12 protein-coding genes are annotated in these 16692 nt (G+C 45.6%); 6 read left to right on the forward strand and 6 right to left on the reverse strand.

Features of this window, described 5'->3' with window-relative positions; translation table 11 throughout:
* The first annotated feature begins 229 nt into the window (after positions 1 to 229).
* Positions 230 to 1456 (forward strand): phosphatase PAP2 family protein, encoded by a 1227-nt coding sequence (locus tag DWX84_RS06200; protein WP_229036829.1) that lies wholly within the window; start codon positions 230 to 232, stop codon positions 1454 to 1456.
* A 9-nt stretch (positions 1457 to 1465) separates the two neighbouring features.
* On the opposite strand, the gene panB is transcribed toward DWX84_RS06200, so the two are convergent.
* Positions 1466 to 2287 (reverse strand): 3-methyl-2-oxobutanoate hydroxymethyltransferase, encoded by an 822-nt coding sequence (panB, locus tag DWX84_RS06205; RefSeq protein WP_005857401.1) that lies wholly within the window; start codon positions 2285 to 2287, stop codon positions 1466 to 1468.
* 45 nt (positions 2288 to 2332) lie between these two features.
* On the reverse strand, positions 2333 to 2779 hold the full coding sequence (locus DWX84_RS06210; protein ID WP_005857403.1) for a cold-shock protein: 447 nt from the start codon (positions 2777 to 2779) through the stop codon (positions 2333 to 2335).
* A gap of 245 nt (positions 2780 to 3024) precedes the next feature.
* On the opposite strand from DWX84_RS06210, the gene DWX84_RS06215 reads away from it, so the two are divergent.
* The 5 genes from DWX84_RS06215 to DWX84_RS06235 all read left to right on the forward strand — a co-directional run bounded on the left by DWX84_RS06215 (position 3025) and on the right by DWX84_RS06235 (position 9471).
* Positions 3025 to 3603 (forward strand): 3'-5' exonuclease, encoded by a 579-nt coding sequence (locus tag DWX84_RS06215; protein WP_005857406.1) that lies wholly within the window; start codon positions 3025 to 3027, stop codon positions 3601 to 3603.
* Positions 3604 to 3680: 77 nt separating this feature from the next.
* Positions 3681 to 4670, forward strand: coding sequence for an N-acetylmuramoyl-L-alanine amidase (locus DWX84_RS06220; RefSeq protein WP_008779768.1), 990 nt, complete (start codon positions 3681 to 3683; stop codon positions 4668 to 4670).
* Between the two features lie 180 nt (positions 4671 to 4850).
* A complete protein-coding gene (locus DWX84_RS06225; protein ID WP_005857410.1) occupies positions 4851 to 5537 on the forward strand; it encodes a response regulator transcription factor in 687 nt (228 codons plus the stop codon).
* A 14-nt stretch (positions 5538 to 5551) separates the two neighbouring features.
* Complete coding sequence (locus tag DWX84_RS06230; protein ID WP_048928423.1) at positions 5552 to 7321, forward strand: ATP-binding protein; 1770 nt, start codon at positions 5552 to 5554, stop codon at positions 7319 to 7321.
* Positions 7322 to 7401: 80 nt separating this feature from the next.
* On the forward strand, positions 7402 to 9471 hold the full coding sequence (locus DWX84_RS06235) for a sensor histidine kinase (RefSeq protein ID WP_048928422.1): 2070 nt from the start codon (positions 7402 to 7404) through the stop codon (positions 9469 to 9471).
* Here DWX84_RS06235 and DWX84_RS06240 read toward each other — a convergent pair.
* Genes DWX84_RS06240 through DWX84_RS06255 form a run of 4 tightly spaced genes read right to left on the reverse strand, consistent with a single transcriptional unit; the run spans position 9466 to position 16540 of the window.
* The gene (locus DWX84_RS06240) at positions 9466 to 10230 is read right to left on the reverse strand and encodes a LytTR family DNA-binding domain-containing protein (protein WP_048928421.1); all 765 of its coding nucleotides are present in this window, start codon (positions 10228 to 10230) and stop codon (positions 9466 to 9468) included. The two genes, DWX84_RS06235 and DWX84_RS06240, sit on opposite strands and share 6 nt — an antisense overlap.
* Positions 10227 to 11288 (reverse strand): sensor histidine kinase, encoded by a 1062-nt coding sequence (locus DWX84_RS06245; protein ID WP_121960730.1) that lies wholly within the window; start codon positions 11286 to 11288, stop codon positions 10227 to 10229. The genes DWX84_RS06240 and DWX84_RS06245 overlap by 4 nt, the downstream gene beginning before the upstream one ends.
* A complete protein-coding gene (locus DWX84_RS06250; protein ID WP_048928420.1) occupies positions 11285 to 12211 on the reverse strand; it encodes an efflux RND transporter periplasmic adaptor subunit in 927 nt (308 codons plus the stop codon). The genes DWX84_RS06245 and DWX84_RS06250 overlap by 4 nt, the downstream gene beginning before the upstream one ends.
* An 18-nt stretch (positions 12212 to 12229) precedes the next feature.
* Positions 12230 to 16540 carry a CusA/CzcA family heavy metal efflux RND transporter gene (locus DWX84_RS06255; RefSeq protein WP_048928419.1) on the reverse strand — a complete coding sequence of 1437 codons (4311 nt, stop codon included), beginning with the start codon at positions 16538 to 16540 and terminating at the stop codon, positions 12230 to 12232.
* Between the last annotated feature and the right edge of the window lie 152 nt (positions 16541 to 16692).

Consider the following 16692-nt stretch of genomic DNA (forward strand, 5'->3'; position numbering starts at 1 on the left):
AATCGATCCTATTATATTCGCTGCATGAAACAAAAAGAATAAGTAGTTAGTGAAAACAAGATTAACCATATTATATAGTATTTGTTGCATATCAATGTTTCAGGGCACGACTTTTTCCCAAACAAGCACTTTTACCCACCGGAACGACAGTTCCAGTCTAGCGCCTTTATCTACTTGGGGAAGAATCCAAAGACAAACCGACAAGATAATTACCAGCAATGTTTTCCAAATGACCTATATCGGGGTACCGTTGATCGTTAGCGGTTTGATTATCAAAAATGAGGACGATCATTTTCAGAGTTTGCGCAATACATATATTCCAAATTTCCGATACCATTACGACGATTACCTGCAATATCTACCTGCCGTAGCGATGCTTGGCTTAAAAATAGGCGGTGTACAAGGAAGAAGCTCTTGGTCCCGAATGCTCGTATCCGAAGCCATCACCGCCAGTATCATGGGAGCAACCATCAATACGGTGAAACATACGGCAAATGTCACCCGTCCGGATGGTTCGAACAATCATTCTTTCCCTTCCGGGCACACGGCCATGGCATTTATGGCCGCCACCATGTTGCATAAAGAATACGGGACGACCCGTAGCCCTTGGTATAGTATAGGAGGCTATACGGTAGCGACCGCCACGGCCGTATCCCGTATGCTCAATAACAAGCACTGGCTATCGGATGTAATGGTTGGTGCCGGAATCGGGATCTTATCGACCGAGGTCGGATATTTTCTAACGGATCTGATCTTCAAGGACAAAGGTATCACCCATAGCTATCTGGGATTCGAGACATTCAAATACCAGCGAAATCCCTCTTTTTTCGGAATCTATATGGGGTTTAGCTTGATGCCGACAAAGTTTAATCTGGCTCCGGATGTGCGATTAAAAGCATCGCCGGGAAGTACGGCCGGATTTGAAGGCGCTTGGTTCATGAATCGTTATATAGGCTTCGGCGGACGCATCTCGGCGACAAGCATGCCTTTATCCCTTACGAAACCCTTAGCGAATCCGACAGTTCCCGGTACGACCTATCAAGTGAACGCCCTAAAATCCGATCCTCTCGACATGATCGGCGGATACATCGGCTCCTACCTATCGTATCCGGTGACCAATCGATTTCTCTTGGGCACGAAACTGCTAATCGGATGTAATTACAGCCCAGCCTCCCGAATATCAGCATTGGGCGTGGAGGAAGGCAAACCGGAAACGATTGAGAAAGAGATCGTAAACACGAATAAAGCGTTTAATATAGGATATAGCACAAACTCCTCTTTCTCATACATATTGCATCCTAATCTAAATGTGCGGGTATTTCTCGATTATACTTTTATCCCCTCACGATTCGTATCATACATAGCCAACCCCAAAAAAGAAACCGATCGCTTCGAGCATCATAAGACCTTACAGGCCTTGACGCTCGGAGCATCGGTAAATATCATGCTTTGGTAGATTTAAAAATCAATATTGCTCCTTCTCGTTCGGGAAATCTTGAGATTTCACGTCCTCGATGTACGCTTGTACGGCACGGGTAATCTCCTCCCCTAAATTAGCGTAGCGACGTAAGAAACGGGGAGAAAAGCCTTGATTGATACCGAGCATATCATGCATAACCAACACTTGACCATCTACGCCTCCACCGGCGCCAATGCCGATAACCGGGATCGTAAGCTCCGAAGCGACACGAGCCGCCAACTCCGCCGGGATCTTCTCCAACACCAAGGCGAAACAACCTATCTCCTCTAGCAAATGGGCATCCTCGATCAGTTTATTAGCCTCGGCCTCTTCACGGGCACGTACCGTATACGTACCGAATTTATTGATCGATTGCGGCGTCAATCCTAAATGTCCCATAATTGGAATACCGGCACACAAGATACGTTCGATAGATTCCCGAACCTCAGCCCCGCCTTCCAACTTGATACAATCGGCATGCGTCTCTTTCATCACCCGGATAGCGGAGGCCAAGGCTTCTTTAGAGTTTCCTTGGTACGTACCGAAAGGCAGGTCTACCACCACCAGCGCACGATTCACCGCTTTCATGACCGATTTACCATGGTAAATCATCTGGTCGAGCGTAATCGGCAAAGTGGTCACGTTTCCAGCCATTACGTTAGAAGCGGAGTCTCCCACCAAGATCACATCCATTCCTGCTTGATCGATCAATTTCGCCATCGAATAATCATAGGCGGTAAGCATGGATATTTTCTCGCCACGCTGCTTCATCTCTATCAGGCGATGCGTGGTCACCTTTCTATTATCATCTACTTTTGCGACAGACATATTATATTTTTTTATTAATTGTTTCGGCCGCAAAGGTAAGTATTATTATTTATTTTCAAGACAAACATTCACGGCACTTAAGCCTCTGTCGCCACGTTCAAGGTCGAACGTCACGATATCGTTCACGGAGATATCATCCACAACATTGTTCACGTGAAAGAAATACTTTTCCGTCCCCGACAAGTCACGGATAAACCCGAACCCTTTTGCCTCATTAAAATAGTCTACCCTGCCCCTTAAGATAACGGGAGCCACATCCTCTTTCTTAGGAGTCGAGATCAAGATATCTTCCTGATTTATCTCTTCTTTTTGACGAAGTTCGGGAGGGACAGAGGTGATCATCCCATTTTCATCCACATAAGCGATCATATCCTCAAAGCTAGTCGCCTTACCGGATGATTTTCTTTCCTCTTTCCTGTTCTGTTTCTCTACTCGGCGGGCTTGTTTCTTTTTCTCGTTTTCACGTTTACCAAATGATGCGTATTTTGCCATACAGTCGATTTTAATTTATACTAGGGCCTCACGTTCCGTGAAGCGTTGTTTATACTAACTTAGCGTGAGAATTGATGATTAAAGGTGAGATCCGCTTAATAATAATATAAAAAGAAGAACTATGTCGATAATGATTCTAGACTCAAACTTTCGCAAAGATAATAAAATAAACGGAGAAAACCTTATAGATCCTCTCATTTAAGAATAAAAAAACTTACTTTTGCATCCTATACCAAAAAGCATTTATGAAACTACTTTTTTTTGATTTAGAGACTACCGGCATAAAATACTGGAGAAATGGCGTCCACCAAATAAGTGGGGAGATCGTAATTGATGGGGTTACGAAGGAATCTTTTAATTTCAATGTCTGCCCACATCCCCAATGTGAGATAGAGGAAGAAGCGCTTCGCATTTGCAACGTGTCCAAGGAACAGATACAAGCTTATCCTCCCATGCGAGAGGTGTACGTTAAATTCGTGAACATGCTGTCCAAATACGTGGACAAGTTTGATAAAAAAGACAAGTTCTTTCTCGTAGGATACAACAACGCCTCTTTCGATAATCACTTCTTGAAAGCCTTCTTCGTACAGAACGGAGATAATTATTTCTACTCATGGTTCTGGGTGAACTCGATCGACGTAATGGTATTGTCTACCCAGCATTTGATGCGCAAACGGCATGAGATGACAGATTTCAAGCAGGAAACAGTGGCAAGGGCTTTAGGCATACAAATAGATTCCGCTAAATTGCATGACGCATCCTATGATATTCAATTAACCAAAGAAATTTATAATAGGATATCCTCCCTCTCATTTATGGGTTGATTGATTCTTTTTATAAATTATCGTTTTTGACTATAGGTTGATTTAATTATCTTTACGGCGTAGAATCAATTTTTAAGATGTCTGTGAAACATAGTATCCGTATTTTCTTCTTTATTATCGCTCTCGTATATACAGGTTCCTTGACTGCCCAAGAAAAGGCGTATCCGAAAAACGGAGAGGGCATCACTCTTTTTCTCAAACGCTTCAACCGTACCGGCGGGACGTATCAGAAAGAGTTTATCGAGCTTAATAAAGGGAAGTTGGGTAAAAATAACACTCTGCGCATGGGCGTAAAATATACCTTGCCTCCGCTCGCCTCCGCCCCTCAGAAGAAGAATTATCAGCCCCTATTCGGCAAGTCGCTAGCCAGTTACAAAGTAACCTCTTCCGATTTAAAGGGAGCTTGCTTTTATCTGGTCAGCGGTCATGGCGGTCCGGACCCCGGAGCGATCGGTAAAATGGGCTCCCATGAATTGCATGAGGATGAATACGCTTACGACATCATGCTACGTCTGGCACGCAATCTTTTAACGCGAGGCGCAAAGGTACATATTATCATCCAAGACGCAAAGGACGGAATACGTGACCAGCAATTTCTCAATAACAGCAAACGGGAAACTTGTATGGGTAGTCCGATCCCCCTCAGCCAAGTAAGCCGTCTGGATCAGCGTTGCGCCAAGATAAACAGCTTGAGCCGGAAAGATAAAGAAACTTATAAGAGAGCGATATTCATCCATGTGGACAGCCGGAGCCGGCATCAAAGGACCGATGTCTTTTTCTATCATAAGCCCAAGGATCAAGCGAGCAAGCGCTTGGCTAAAACGATGAAATCCACTTTCTCGCGCAAATACAACCGCCACCAGCCGGGCCGGGGATTCTCGGGCACGGTAGACGATCGTAACTTATATGTATTACGTCACACGACCCCGACCTCCGTATTCGTCGAATTGGGCAACATACAAAACCAATACGACCAACAACGGATCATCCTCAGCAACAATCGGCAAGCCTTGGCCAACTGGCTTTGCGAAGGTTTTGTCACGGATTATAATTATTATAGGAAGTAGCATCCCTAATGATCTATTATACTAACACATATCCTGCGGCAGAAATGTTATATGAGCGATCTTAACAGCAATGTAACATATATTTCATTTCTCCGAAATAAGAATATCCGTTCTTTGCCAAAAATAATTATATTTGTATATGGAGAGCCGTAAGGCACTCTTTTAAAAACAGAACAGCTTATGGCAACAACTCGTATTCTTGTAGTGGATGATGAAGAGGATTTGTGTGAGATCCTTAAATTCAACTTAGAAATAGAAGGTTATGAAGTAGATACCGCCTATAGTGCGGAAGAGGCATTAAAAAAGGATCTGACCGTTTACAATTTATTATTGTTGGATGTCATGATGGGAGAAATCTCCGGTTTCAAGATGGCACGTATCCTGCGACAAGATGAGAAGACGGCCAATACCCCTATCATCTTCCTCACGGCCAAAGATACGGAGAACGATATGCTCACAGGGTTCAATCTCGGGGCGGATGACTATATCTCCAAGCCTTTCTCCATCCGCCAAGTGATAGCGCGTGTTAAGGCCGTACTAAGAAGAACTTCCGAGAAATCAAAAGAAAAAGAGATTGAGAAACTCGAGTATGAGACATTAGCTCTTGATACGAAACGCATCAAGGCTACGGTAGACGGGGTGGAAGTTCCATTGACCAAAAAAGAGTTTGAGATACTAAAACTTCTATTGGAAAATAAAGGGAACGTCTTCTCCAGAGAGGAAATACTATCTCGCATCTGGAAAGACGAGGTATATGTTCTAGACCGTACCATCGATGTCAACATCACCCGGTTACGTAAGAAAATAGGTCCTTATGGAAAGAACATCGTAACTCGCTTAGGTTTCGGTTATTGTTTTGAATGCTAATATTGTCGTGAATCATGGTAAAGATAGATGGTGAGAAAAGACACCGGATACCGTTTAGCCAACGGCTTTTCTGGTCGGTCTTTTTTATGTTCTTGGGCTTTACGGTCTGTTTCCTGCTATTCCAATATCAGCGGGAAAGGGAGTTCGCGCAAGAAAAGTTGAACAATGTGTTGAGTAACTATAATTACCAATTATTCCGCAAATGCCAACAAAGTACGGACATCAACAAGACCGTAATAAGTTTCATGGACGATATCCCTCAAAAGGATTTGCGGGTAACCATTATAGATCCATCCGGCGACGTATTGTTTGATAATAGCGGGACGGACGAGTTTAATAACCATAACGACCGGAGCGAGGTACGCAAAGCCCGATTATATAATGAAGGGTTCGCTATCCGTTCCTCGGAATCTACGGGAAAAAGGTATTTCTATTCGGCATCAAATATAGGAGGTTATATTTACCGCTCAGCCCTGCCCTATGATCCATATGTAAGAGGGATATTGACGGTAAACAAGGACTTCATTTATTTCATGGCATTGATGACCTTGATTTTCTTCTTTGTCCTTTCCCGTTTTACTTTCAGCATAGGTAAAACGATATCCAAACTAAGGGATTTCGCCTTAAACGTAGAGAAAGATCGAATGCCTGCGGTCGATTATGTTTTCCCGAATGATGAGCTAGGTGATATCTCACAGAATATCGTAACCTTATACCATCGGCAACAGAAAGCGAAAAACGAGTTATCCATGGAACGGGAAAAGCTTATCAAACATTTCCAATATTCCAAGGAAGGCTTCGCTATGTTTACAAGTGAAGGGCGGGAGATTCTTTCTAACATCCTATTCATTCAATTCATAAATGTCATATCCGACACCCAGATCCACCAAGTGGAAGACGTTACTGATATAGCCGAATTAGAACCAATCCGTACCTTCTTGAATAAGAATATCCGGAATCTGAATCGGAAAAAGAAAGTATTAAGAGAGTCCGTGACTATTGACAAGAACGGTAAAATATTCTTGATCGAATGTATTTTATTCCTCGATAATAGTTATGAGATCTCTATTAATGATATATCCCGTCAAGAAGAAGAAAGCCGGATGAAACGACAGCTTACGCAGAACGTCTCTCACGAGCTGAAAACACCGGTCAGCAGCATTCAAGGGTATTTGGAAACAATCCTATCCAACCCAGATTTGAGTTCGGACAAACGTCAATTTTTCTTGGAACGCTGTTATTCCCAAAGTACCCGCCTTACAGGATTATTACGAGATATTTCCGTATTAAACAGACTTGACGAGGCATCCGAGATGTTCGACCTCACGGAAGTAAATATCACGAAGCTTATCGCCGAGATACAAAAAGAATGCTCCCAAGATATGGAAGAAAAACACATCACGTCGGAAATTATCCTCCCGGGAGATCCGACCGTGTTCGGGAATAACTCCCTACTCTATTCCATATTCCGGAATCTATATGACAATGCGATCGCTTATGCGGGAGAAAACATAAGGATTACCGTCAACTGCTATAAAGAAGATCCTAAATATTATTACTTTAGCTTCTCCGATAATGGAGTGGGTATCCCGGAAGAACATATCAATCGCATATTCGAGCGCTTCTACCGGGTAGACAAGGGACGCAGTCGTAAGATCGGAGGAACCGGATTAGGATTATCCATCGTTAAAAACGGGGTTAATTTTCATAAAGGACAAATATCGGCGAAGAGCAGTCCGGGAAAAGGGGTTACTTTTTTCTTCACTTTGAAAAAGAAACTATAAGGCAGACCTCTAAAATTCCATAACATACGCTTGATATTTAATATTAAAATGTATTTTTGTATTGAACATCATACAATATCATGAGAAATACCTATTTAGTATTATTTATCTATTTAATGATCCCAATGTTTTCTTTAGGGGAAAACACCTATACTACCCAACAAAGGGAAGACAGCCTTTTATCCCTATTAAAGTCCTCGCCAGCCATAAATGAACAGATCGAGTTATATAAGGATTTAGCGACAATGTACAGGCAAATGCCCAAGGAGATTGTTTACCTAAACAAAATGGCAGATGTGGCAAGCTCCACTTCGAAAGGTCATGCTTCCTTATATTACGCATGGGCCAATTTATCCCGCCATTATTACAATATACAAAACAGGGATAGCCTGATTTACTGGTCGCATAAGATAGATTCATTGGCCGCGGCCAAGAATGAGGTTCCGGACGCATTATTCGATGCGCGAGGATTCATTTGCCAAATGGATCTATGGGACGGCAATTATGAGTTAGCGATGAACGGGGCGATCAGCCTATACAACTATGCCCGTGATACAAAGAGTGAATATGGATTGATTTGTTGCAATGAGAACTTAGGTTTAATCTATCAAGAAATACATCGGGATAGTGACGCGATAGTAGCTTATCGGGAAGGTCTCGATTTATTACAGAAACGAGGTGACAATCCGAAATTCGAGATGCAATACATGGGAAACCTCATCGAATCTTATCTACGAACCGATCATTTCACCGAGGCCGAGGAATTATTAACCCGTTACGATGAAATGATCCAAGATAGGGAAAGAGAGAATGAAGAACAAGGCACCGCATTCCCCGTGGATCGTTGCCGTGCGCTAATGTATGTTTTTTATGCGGATATGTATGTCCTTCAAGACAAGCCCAAGAAAGCATTGGAGACCTTGTTGAAGGCGACACCGATCGTAGAGAAAACCGGAGATGATTATACGGAATTCTGCTACAACTTCGTTTTCGCCAAGTATTACTATTTAATAGGTAAGTATGGAAAGGCGCTGAATATCATAGACACAAATAAATTAACAGAAGAAGATATACGAACCTCGGAGCTGAAAGTCGAGATACTCGAAGCATTGGGACGTTATAAAGAAGCGCTCGCATTTAGTAGAGAAGTTGTAGAACATACCAAGATGTTGCATGACGAGGCCTTCAACCGGCAGATCAATCAGCTCCGGACATTACATGATCTAAACAATCAAGAGATGCAGGCATACGAGCTACAGCTACGTGAACAACAACTGCATACCCAAAGGTTGTTAATGATTATTCTACTCGTAGTATCGATCGTTCTTTTAGTGATGCTATACATCGTATACAAGTCCTATCGCTCCGCACGCCGCTACCAACGAGAACTTATGGAAGACAAGGAAGCCTTAGTAGAGTCCGAGCGTCAACTTCGTACAGCCAAAGAGATAGCGGAACACGCCAACCAGATGAAAAGCACGTTTATCGCCAATATCAGCCATGAGATCCGTACGCCGCTTAACGCGATTGTCGGCTTTTCGGAATTAATATCCGATGAATCTATTTCCGCTGGCGAAAAGAAAGAGTTTTTCTCCATTATCAACAATAACTCTTATTTATTACTTAATCTGATAAATGACATTCTTGACCTTTCTCGCCTAGAATCCGGGAATATGAAGTTCATTATAGAGAAGACAAACTTATCGGATTGTTGCCGGAACGCTTTAGCAAGTGTAGAGCACCGGGTCTTTCCGGGTGTTCAATTGACCTATACACCTTCTGAAGACCCCTTACATATCCAGACAGATTCGATACGTCTCCAACAATTATTGATAAACTTATTGACCAATGCCTGCAAGTTCACGAAAGAAGGAGAGATCAACCTATCTTATCAAATAGATGAGGACAAGCAGCATGTACGTATCACCGTAACCGATACCGGATGTGGAATACCGGAGGATAAGCAGAAAGCCATATTCGAGCGTTTCGAAAAGGTAGATGAATACGCGCAGGGTACAGGCTTAGGGTTATCCATCAGCCAAACAATTATCGAGCATTTAGGTGGCTCCATTCAATTAGACCCGACGTATAAGCATGGAGCCCGGTTCATCGTACTCCATCCCTACAACCCTCTTGATAATCCATCATGACGTAAACCACGTCTTGAAATCCGGCACTCTCGCCTTGCTAACCAATATACGGTCCAAGGTCGGTACGATCAAATTGATCGCAAGGCGTCCGTTAAACCAGAGATCGATATCTTGCACCGCCTTTCTGGATATCAAGTATTGACGATTGATCCGGAAGAACAAGGCGGGATCAAGGCTATCGGCGAGCTCATCCAAGGTCTGCGTGAAAAGGTATTCCTTCCCGTCCGTCATCACCGCCTTTACATTTCCGTCCGCTATATAGAAAAATAAGATCATATCCACGGAAACAGGTAGCAGCTTATCCCCTTTCACAGGGATCAAGAAATGCGTTTTATATCCTTCCACCCGCTTCAAGGCTTGCATGACAGCGGAATAATCGATCGCTTCTTTCTCCACAGCCGTCGATTGTAACCGTGACAACTTATCCAAAGCTTTCCGTATATCATCCGCGTCGATCGGTTTCAGCAGATAATCTACGCTATTCACTTTAAACGCTTTCAGCGCATATTCATCATAGGCTGTCGTGAAAATGATCGGGCAAGAGATATCTACATGACCGAAGATCTCGAAAGCCGAACCATCCGCCAAATGGATATCCAGAAAGATAAGTTCCGGCATTGGATGCGATTGAAACCATTCAACACTATCCGTAATACTATCTAGGACATCGATCACCTCGATATCCGGATCAACCTCTCCCAGCAATGCCATCAAATTACGGACAGCCGCTTTCTCGTCTTCTATTATCAAAGCTTTCATACCAAAGGGATTGTTACGCTGAATATACTAGCATCTTCTTTTATGGAAATATCTTTCTTATACAAGAGGTTATAACGTTTACTCAGGTTCACCAAGCCAATACCGGTGCCTCCGCTATGTGTCAATTTCGGTTGGATGGGATTGCTAACCGTCAAGGAATCATGGTCTGAACGAACGGATATGGTCAATGAATGGCGGTTGCTGATCTCGTTATGCTTCACGGCGTTCTCGATCAAAAGCTGCACCGACATAGGAGGCAGTTGCTTAGACTCGTGCTCCTTCCCTAAGTCTATATCGAAGACTAGATTATCCTCATAGCGCATTTTCAAAAGGAAGATATAAGCGTTCACGAAATCCATCTCCTCCCGTAAAGTAACACTACGGCACTCATTCTCTTGCAAGGTATAACGTAAGACACGGGATAACTCCTGCAAATATTCTTGTGCCTTCCCGGGAGTCTCCCGGATCAAGGAACGGAGCGTATTTAAGGAATTAAATAACATATGAGGATTAAGCTGACTCTTCAACGCCTCATATTGGTTCAATAGATTCTCCGCCCGCAATTGCTGGTTCTCGACCTGTACTTGCTGGCTTTGACGAATCAGGTAAATCATATAGCAACTCCCCGTAACGACACACGACATGATAAAATCCCTCAACGGATGCAGATAATGATGTACCAAGGCGTCGATCGCCGGAATATCAAACTGATGGTGCAAGAACACGAAACCTTTTCCTAATAAATTATTCACGCACCAAGTCATTACGAACGAGAGAAGGACCTTCTGCCAAGAGATACGCGCTTTCTGCCGATTGAAACCAAAGACATACGTGTTCATCGCAAATAACAGTAAGAGGGACACGAAGGTGAGAAAGACCTCATTCGCTACATCCAATACCGACATATCCGGGAAAAGAGCGTTCTGCCCGGTAACGTCAAACAACGACACCAATTCCGGGAAATGGATCAAGAAGGCCACCATGATCGATATGATGACCAACGAGAACACATATTTATTCTTTATATTCATTTTCTTCATGAAGGCAAAGATAGTCATTTCTTCTCTACCCGTGCGGAAACATACATACCGGGACGAAAACGAGGATTTGTCTCTTTTACCCGAGCGTACATTTCCAAGGAACGGCTCGTCTCGTCCACCTCCTGTCCGATCGAGATCAAGACCGCATGGAAGGTCTCCTTCCCCATTCCATTCACCCGGAACTGCACTTGGTTCCCAATGGATAAGTCCGCTAAATCCTTCTCATAAGCGGTCAGGCAAAGAAGAGTCTCGCCTTTATCGATCACATCACAGATCGGTTCGCCCGCGTTCACGTATTTACCGAGATTAATGGACAGCCCGGCGACATAACCGCTCAGTGGCGCTTTTACCTCCAAATAAGGTTGGATACCGTCTTCCAGAAGATCGCCGGCGGAGACACCTAGGATAGCAAGTTGCGCGGCGGCGGCATCTTGACGGCTCTTCATGGAAAGATAATCCGCCTTGCTTTGCTGGAAACGTTTTTGCGAGGCCGCTTCTTGCTCACTCAAACGCTGTTGCCTTTTATACTCAGCCTCTAAGTATTCCGTTTGGGCATGGGCATCCAAATAGGTCTGTTGCAACGTGATAAAATCCGGATTCTCCAAGCTGACGATCACCGAGCCCTTCTTCACATAATCGCCCGGAAGCAGCGTAGTAGCATGAACCGTGCCTCCCATCGTCAACGTAACCGTAGCCTGCCGCTGCGGGGGAACTACCATGATCCCGTTGAAAGAGGAGTGATTCGGAAGGGCCGTTGCCGAGGAAATCCCATCCACCTCTACGCTATCCACGGATGGTTCGGACGGTACGCTTTCCGCTACTTGAGTAATAGCGGGCCGGGCAGTTATGTCTTGCGAATCGCCCTGTCCTTTCTCCGCGTTGTTTGTCATACTGCATGCGGCCAATGCCATAAGAGCCGCAGGAATCCATATCTTTTTCATCTTATACTATTTTTCTGGTTATCTACTATACAACTCCAACTCAAGCGCCGATATATTATAGGCATATACGGCCTCGATATATCCCCGCCGGATCTCCCGGGCGGCGTTCAGGCTTTGAACAAACTGCGTGATATCTGTCTCGTTCTCTTTGAACTGTACCGTCGCGCTCTTCAACAAAGCCTCCGCTTCCGGTAAAGCGCCGGTCGTATAATAGCGGATATGCTCTCCTTCCTTACGAAGCGCGACGCTCAACTCCTCCACCTTATTGTTCAATTGACGGATGTTACTCTCCGCTTCCGTACGGGCGATATAGGAATCGATCTTCGCTTGCCTTACCCGGCTATGCTGCGGGAAGAACAATACCGGGAACGAGATCCCGACCATCCAAGAGTCCAGACCGCTCAACGGGGCTATTTTCTGACGCACATATCCTACCGATAGTTCCGGGAAGAAACGGCTTCGTTCGATACGAAGCATGGCTTTCTTCTCATCGGCCACGCTCCGGAAATAATTCAGATGGATATCGGACGGAGCGATCTCGGCTACGCGAGCGGGGAATAAAACCAATGTCGTATCCATAGGCAGTAATGGGGAATCCGAATAACAAGTCCAAGAGAAACGACGGGTAGCCAATTGCAACTCCTCTTCCGCCTGCGACAAACGGGTTTGCAGATCGGCTACCAAGGTAGATGACATATTCCGCTCCAATAGCGTGATATCCCCTTGCTCATAACGCAACTGACTTGCCTTTCGCAAACGTCCGGCCCACTCGATCTGCTCTTTATACAAGGCACATAGATGAAAGGCATATTGATAATAAGCCCATGCCCGTTTTACCTCGGCCGTAATCTCCTTCTTCACCAAGTCCCGGTAATATTCTCCCGTGGTGACTTGACGGTTCACCAAGGCGTTCTTATAAAATGGGGTCAATAGAGAGCCTAAGGATTGCGTGATCTCCATCTGATTGTCGTTTCGTGTCTCACCGTTGATCTGCCCCCATGAATAATTAAAGGTGGTCGGTGACACCTCCCAGCTCTCTCCCCGTGAAGCACGACTACGTTCAATGGATGCCATGGCAGTCTTCAGGCGAGGATGATTCTCCAAGGCGATCGTCACGGCTTCTTCCAACGACACCGTCTGTTGGGCATGCGTGGGGAATAAGATACCTAAAAAAAGAAGAAACGGCAATAGGCGCTTCAACCAGCGTTGGCGCTTCCAAGCGGCCGAGCTATTTACCAACCGATAAAATACCGGGATAATAATCAACGTCAAGATCGTGGAGACAATCAAGCCTCCGATCACGACCGTCGCTAACGGACGTTGCACCTCCGCGCCCGCGGACTTCGCTATCGCCATCGGCACGAATCCTAGAGAAGCTACCAAGCCGGTCAAGAATACGGGGCGAAGTAGATGCGGACATCCTTTCGCGAGGATACGATTCGTTGTCATTTGATATTTAGTTTGTTTTCGTAAGTTATTAAAATGATTAATCATTAATATACCATTCAAAACCGCTACGCCAAACAAGGCGATAAAGCCGACCCCCGCCGATATACTGAAAGGCAACCCTCGTAACCAAAGGGCCAGAATACCCCCGATCAAGGATAACGGGACGGTAGAAAATACCACCAGCGAGTAGGTAACACTCTTAAAGGCAAAGAACAATAGCAATAAGATCAATGACAAGGCGACCGGTATCACGATCGTAAGCGTATCGATCGCATTCTGCAAGTTCTCGAACTGGCCGCCATACTCAAAGTAGTATCCCGGTTCCAGCTTGATATGCTTGTCAAGGGTTTCTTGGATAGTACGCACGACTTTCTGGATATCAGCGTCACGGACATTCACCCCGATCACGATACGGCGTTTCGTGGCATCCCGGTTAATCTGTAGAGGCCCGTTGACCAGCTCGATCGTAGCGACCTCGCTAACCGGGATCTGGATTCCCTCGGCAGTCCGTACAAAGAGCTTATCCAAATTCAGATCCGCCACTTTATCGTTATCCAGACGAAGCACCAAGTCGAAACGTCGCTCATTCTCGAAAACGACACCCGCCGCCTCTCCCGCATAAGCCGTACGGATGATCGTGTTCAACTCCTCTATATTCATCCCGTAACGGGCGATCTTGGCACGATCGTAGTGTACGACCAATTGCGGTAGCCCCATCGCCTGCTCCACGATCACATCGGCGGCTCCCGGTACTTGCTCCACGAAAAGAGAGGCTTCCTTCGCCTTCTTATAAAGCTCCGCCATATCCTCTCCATATAGCTTGATCGCGATATCCGCCTTGGCTCCCGTCATCAATTCATTGAAGCGAAGCTGGATCGGCTGGCTGAAATTAAACTCCGCCCCCGTAATCGGTTCCAAGGAGGCCTTCATCTTCTCCACCATCTCCGCACGGCTGGAGGCCGAGGTCCATTCCTTGAAAGGTTTCATCACGATCATGATATCCGCGTCTTCCACCGCCATCGGGTCGGTCGGAACCTCGGCCGTTCCGATCTTGGCTACCACATGCTTGATCTCCGGGAAATTCTTCATCAAGGTCTCTTCCGCTTGCTTCGATAGCTCGATACTATGCGTCAGGGAACTACCGGCGGGAAGCGTCATCTGCATGGCGAAATCCCCCTCATCCAGCGTAGGGATAAACTCCGCCCCTAACCTCGTGAATAAGAAAAGGGACACAGCCAGAGCCGCGAAAGAACAAGCGATCGTTCCCCAGATATGACGCAAGCAGAAATGAAGCGTACGCCTGTAAACCCCGTTTAATTTCCCGAAGAAACGATCGGCGAATGTAGGCTTCGAAGAGATCGTACGCTTTAGGAACAGGGAGGCCATCATCGGCACGTAGGTGAGCGAAAGGATCAAAGCTCCGATAATACAAAATACCAAGGTCTTCGCCATGGGGGTAAAATACTTGCCCTCTATCCCGGTCAGCGTAAGTAGCGGGAAGAAGACGATCAAAATGATCAATACGGCAAAGGTAGCGCTCCGGGCGACATGACCGGCTCCGGCCTCGACCTCCCGGTCCATCTCCTCGGCAGAGAGCGTACGCCCCATCAACCGCCTCGAATAGATATGCGCCAATATCCCCTCCAATATAACGATCGATCCATCGACCACGATACCGAAATCGATGGCCCCCAAACTCATCAGGTTGGCGGAGACCCCGAAAACACGCATCAAGATAAAAGCGAAAAGCATCGCCAACGGGATCACGGAAGCCACGATCAAGCCGGCCCGCACATTCCCCAAGAAGATGATCAATACGATAAAGACGATCAACGCTCCCTCTATCAAGTTACGGATCACGGTGGATATATTTCGGTCTACCAATTCGGAACGATTCAAATAAGGTTCTACACGAACACCTTCCGGCAACATTTTCTGTACCCTTTCGACCCGTGCCTCCAGTTCCTTGGTCACGACATTGGCGTTCGCACCCTTCAACATCATGGCGATACCGCCCACGCACTCTCCCTCGCCATCCTTTGTCATGGCGCCAAAACGCTTGGCGGAACCAAAGCGAACCGAACCGACATCGCTTATATGAATCGGTATCCCTCCACGGTTCGTGATCACAATGCGCTCGATGTCCTTTATCTTGCCGATCATTCCCTCGCTACGGATGTAGTAAGCCTTATTGATTTTCTCGATATAACTGCCCCCTGTATTCTGGTTATTCCGGTTGAGTGCCTCGAACACCTCGCCGATCGTAATATTCAAGGAATAAAGGGCATCCGGATCTACCGCCACCTCATACTGTTTCAGATAGCCGCCAAAGCTATTGATCTCCACGATACCCGGTATACCGCTCAGTTGCCGTTTCACGATCCAGTCCTGAATGGTACGGAGTTCCATGGCGTCGTATTTCTCCTCATAACCGGGCTCCACGCTCAATACATATTGATAAATCTCGCCCAAGCCGGTCGTGATAGGCATCAGCTCCGGCGTACCCAGTTCCGTGGGGATTTCTCCCGCCACGGTTTGTATCTGCTCGTTTATAAGTTGGCGGGCATCTAAGGTAGGCACGCTTTCCTTAAATACGACCGTTACCAATGACAGGCCAAAGCGGGAAACGGAGCGGATCTCTTCCACGTTCATGATATTACTCATCGCTATCTCGATAGGCATGGTGATCAATTGCTCTACCTCTTGCGGGGCCAAGGTTGGCGATACCGTCACGATTTGCACTTGATTGTTCGTTATATCCGGTACGGCATCTATCGGTAAAGTCATCATGGCATAGATTCCTCCCAGAAGCAGAAACAAGGTTGTCAACCCAACGAATAGTTTCTTCTGAATAGAAAAATGGACAATCGCTTTAAACATCACTTCATTTATTTAATATAATAGTTACAAAAATAAAAGGTAAGCGTTTGCCTGCCCGACATAAAATAATGAAGTGACCGAAATCAAGGTTGAAGTATCGGTATGAGGAGTTGGAGCATATCTATAGAAAAAGGCTTCACATGCCCTCTATG

This window comes from Parabacteroides sp. AF21-43, assembly GCF_003635435.1.
Taxonomy (GTDB): Bacteria; Bacteroidota; Bacteroidia; order Bacteroidales; family Tannerellaceae; genus Parabacteroides; species Parabacteroides distasonis.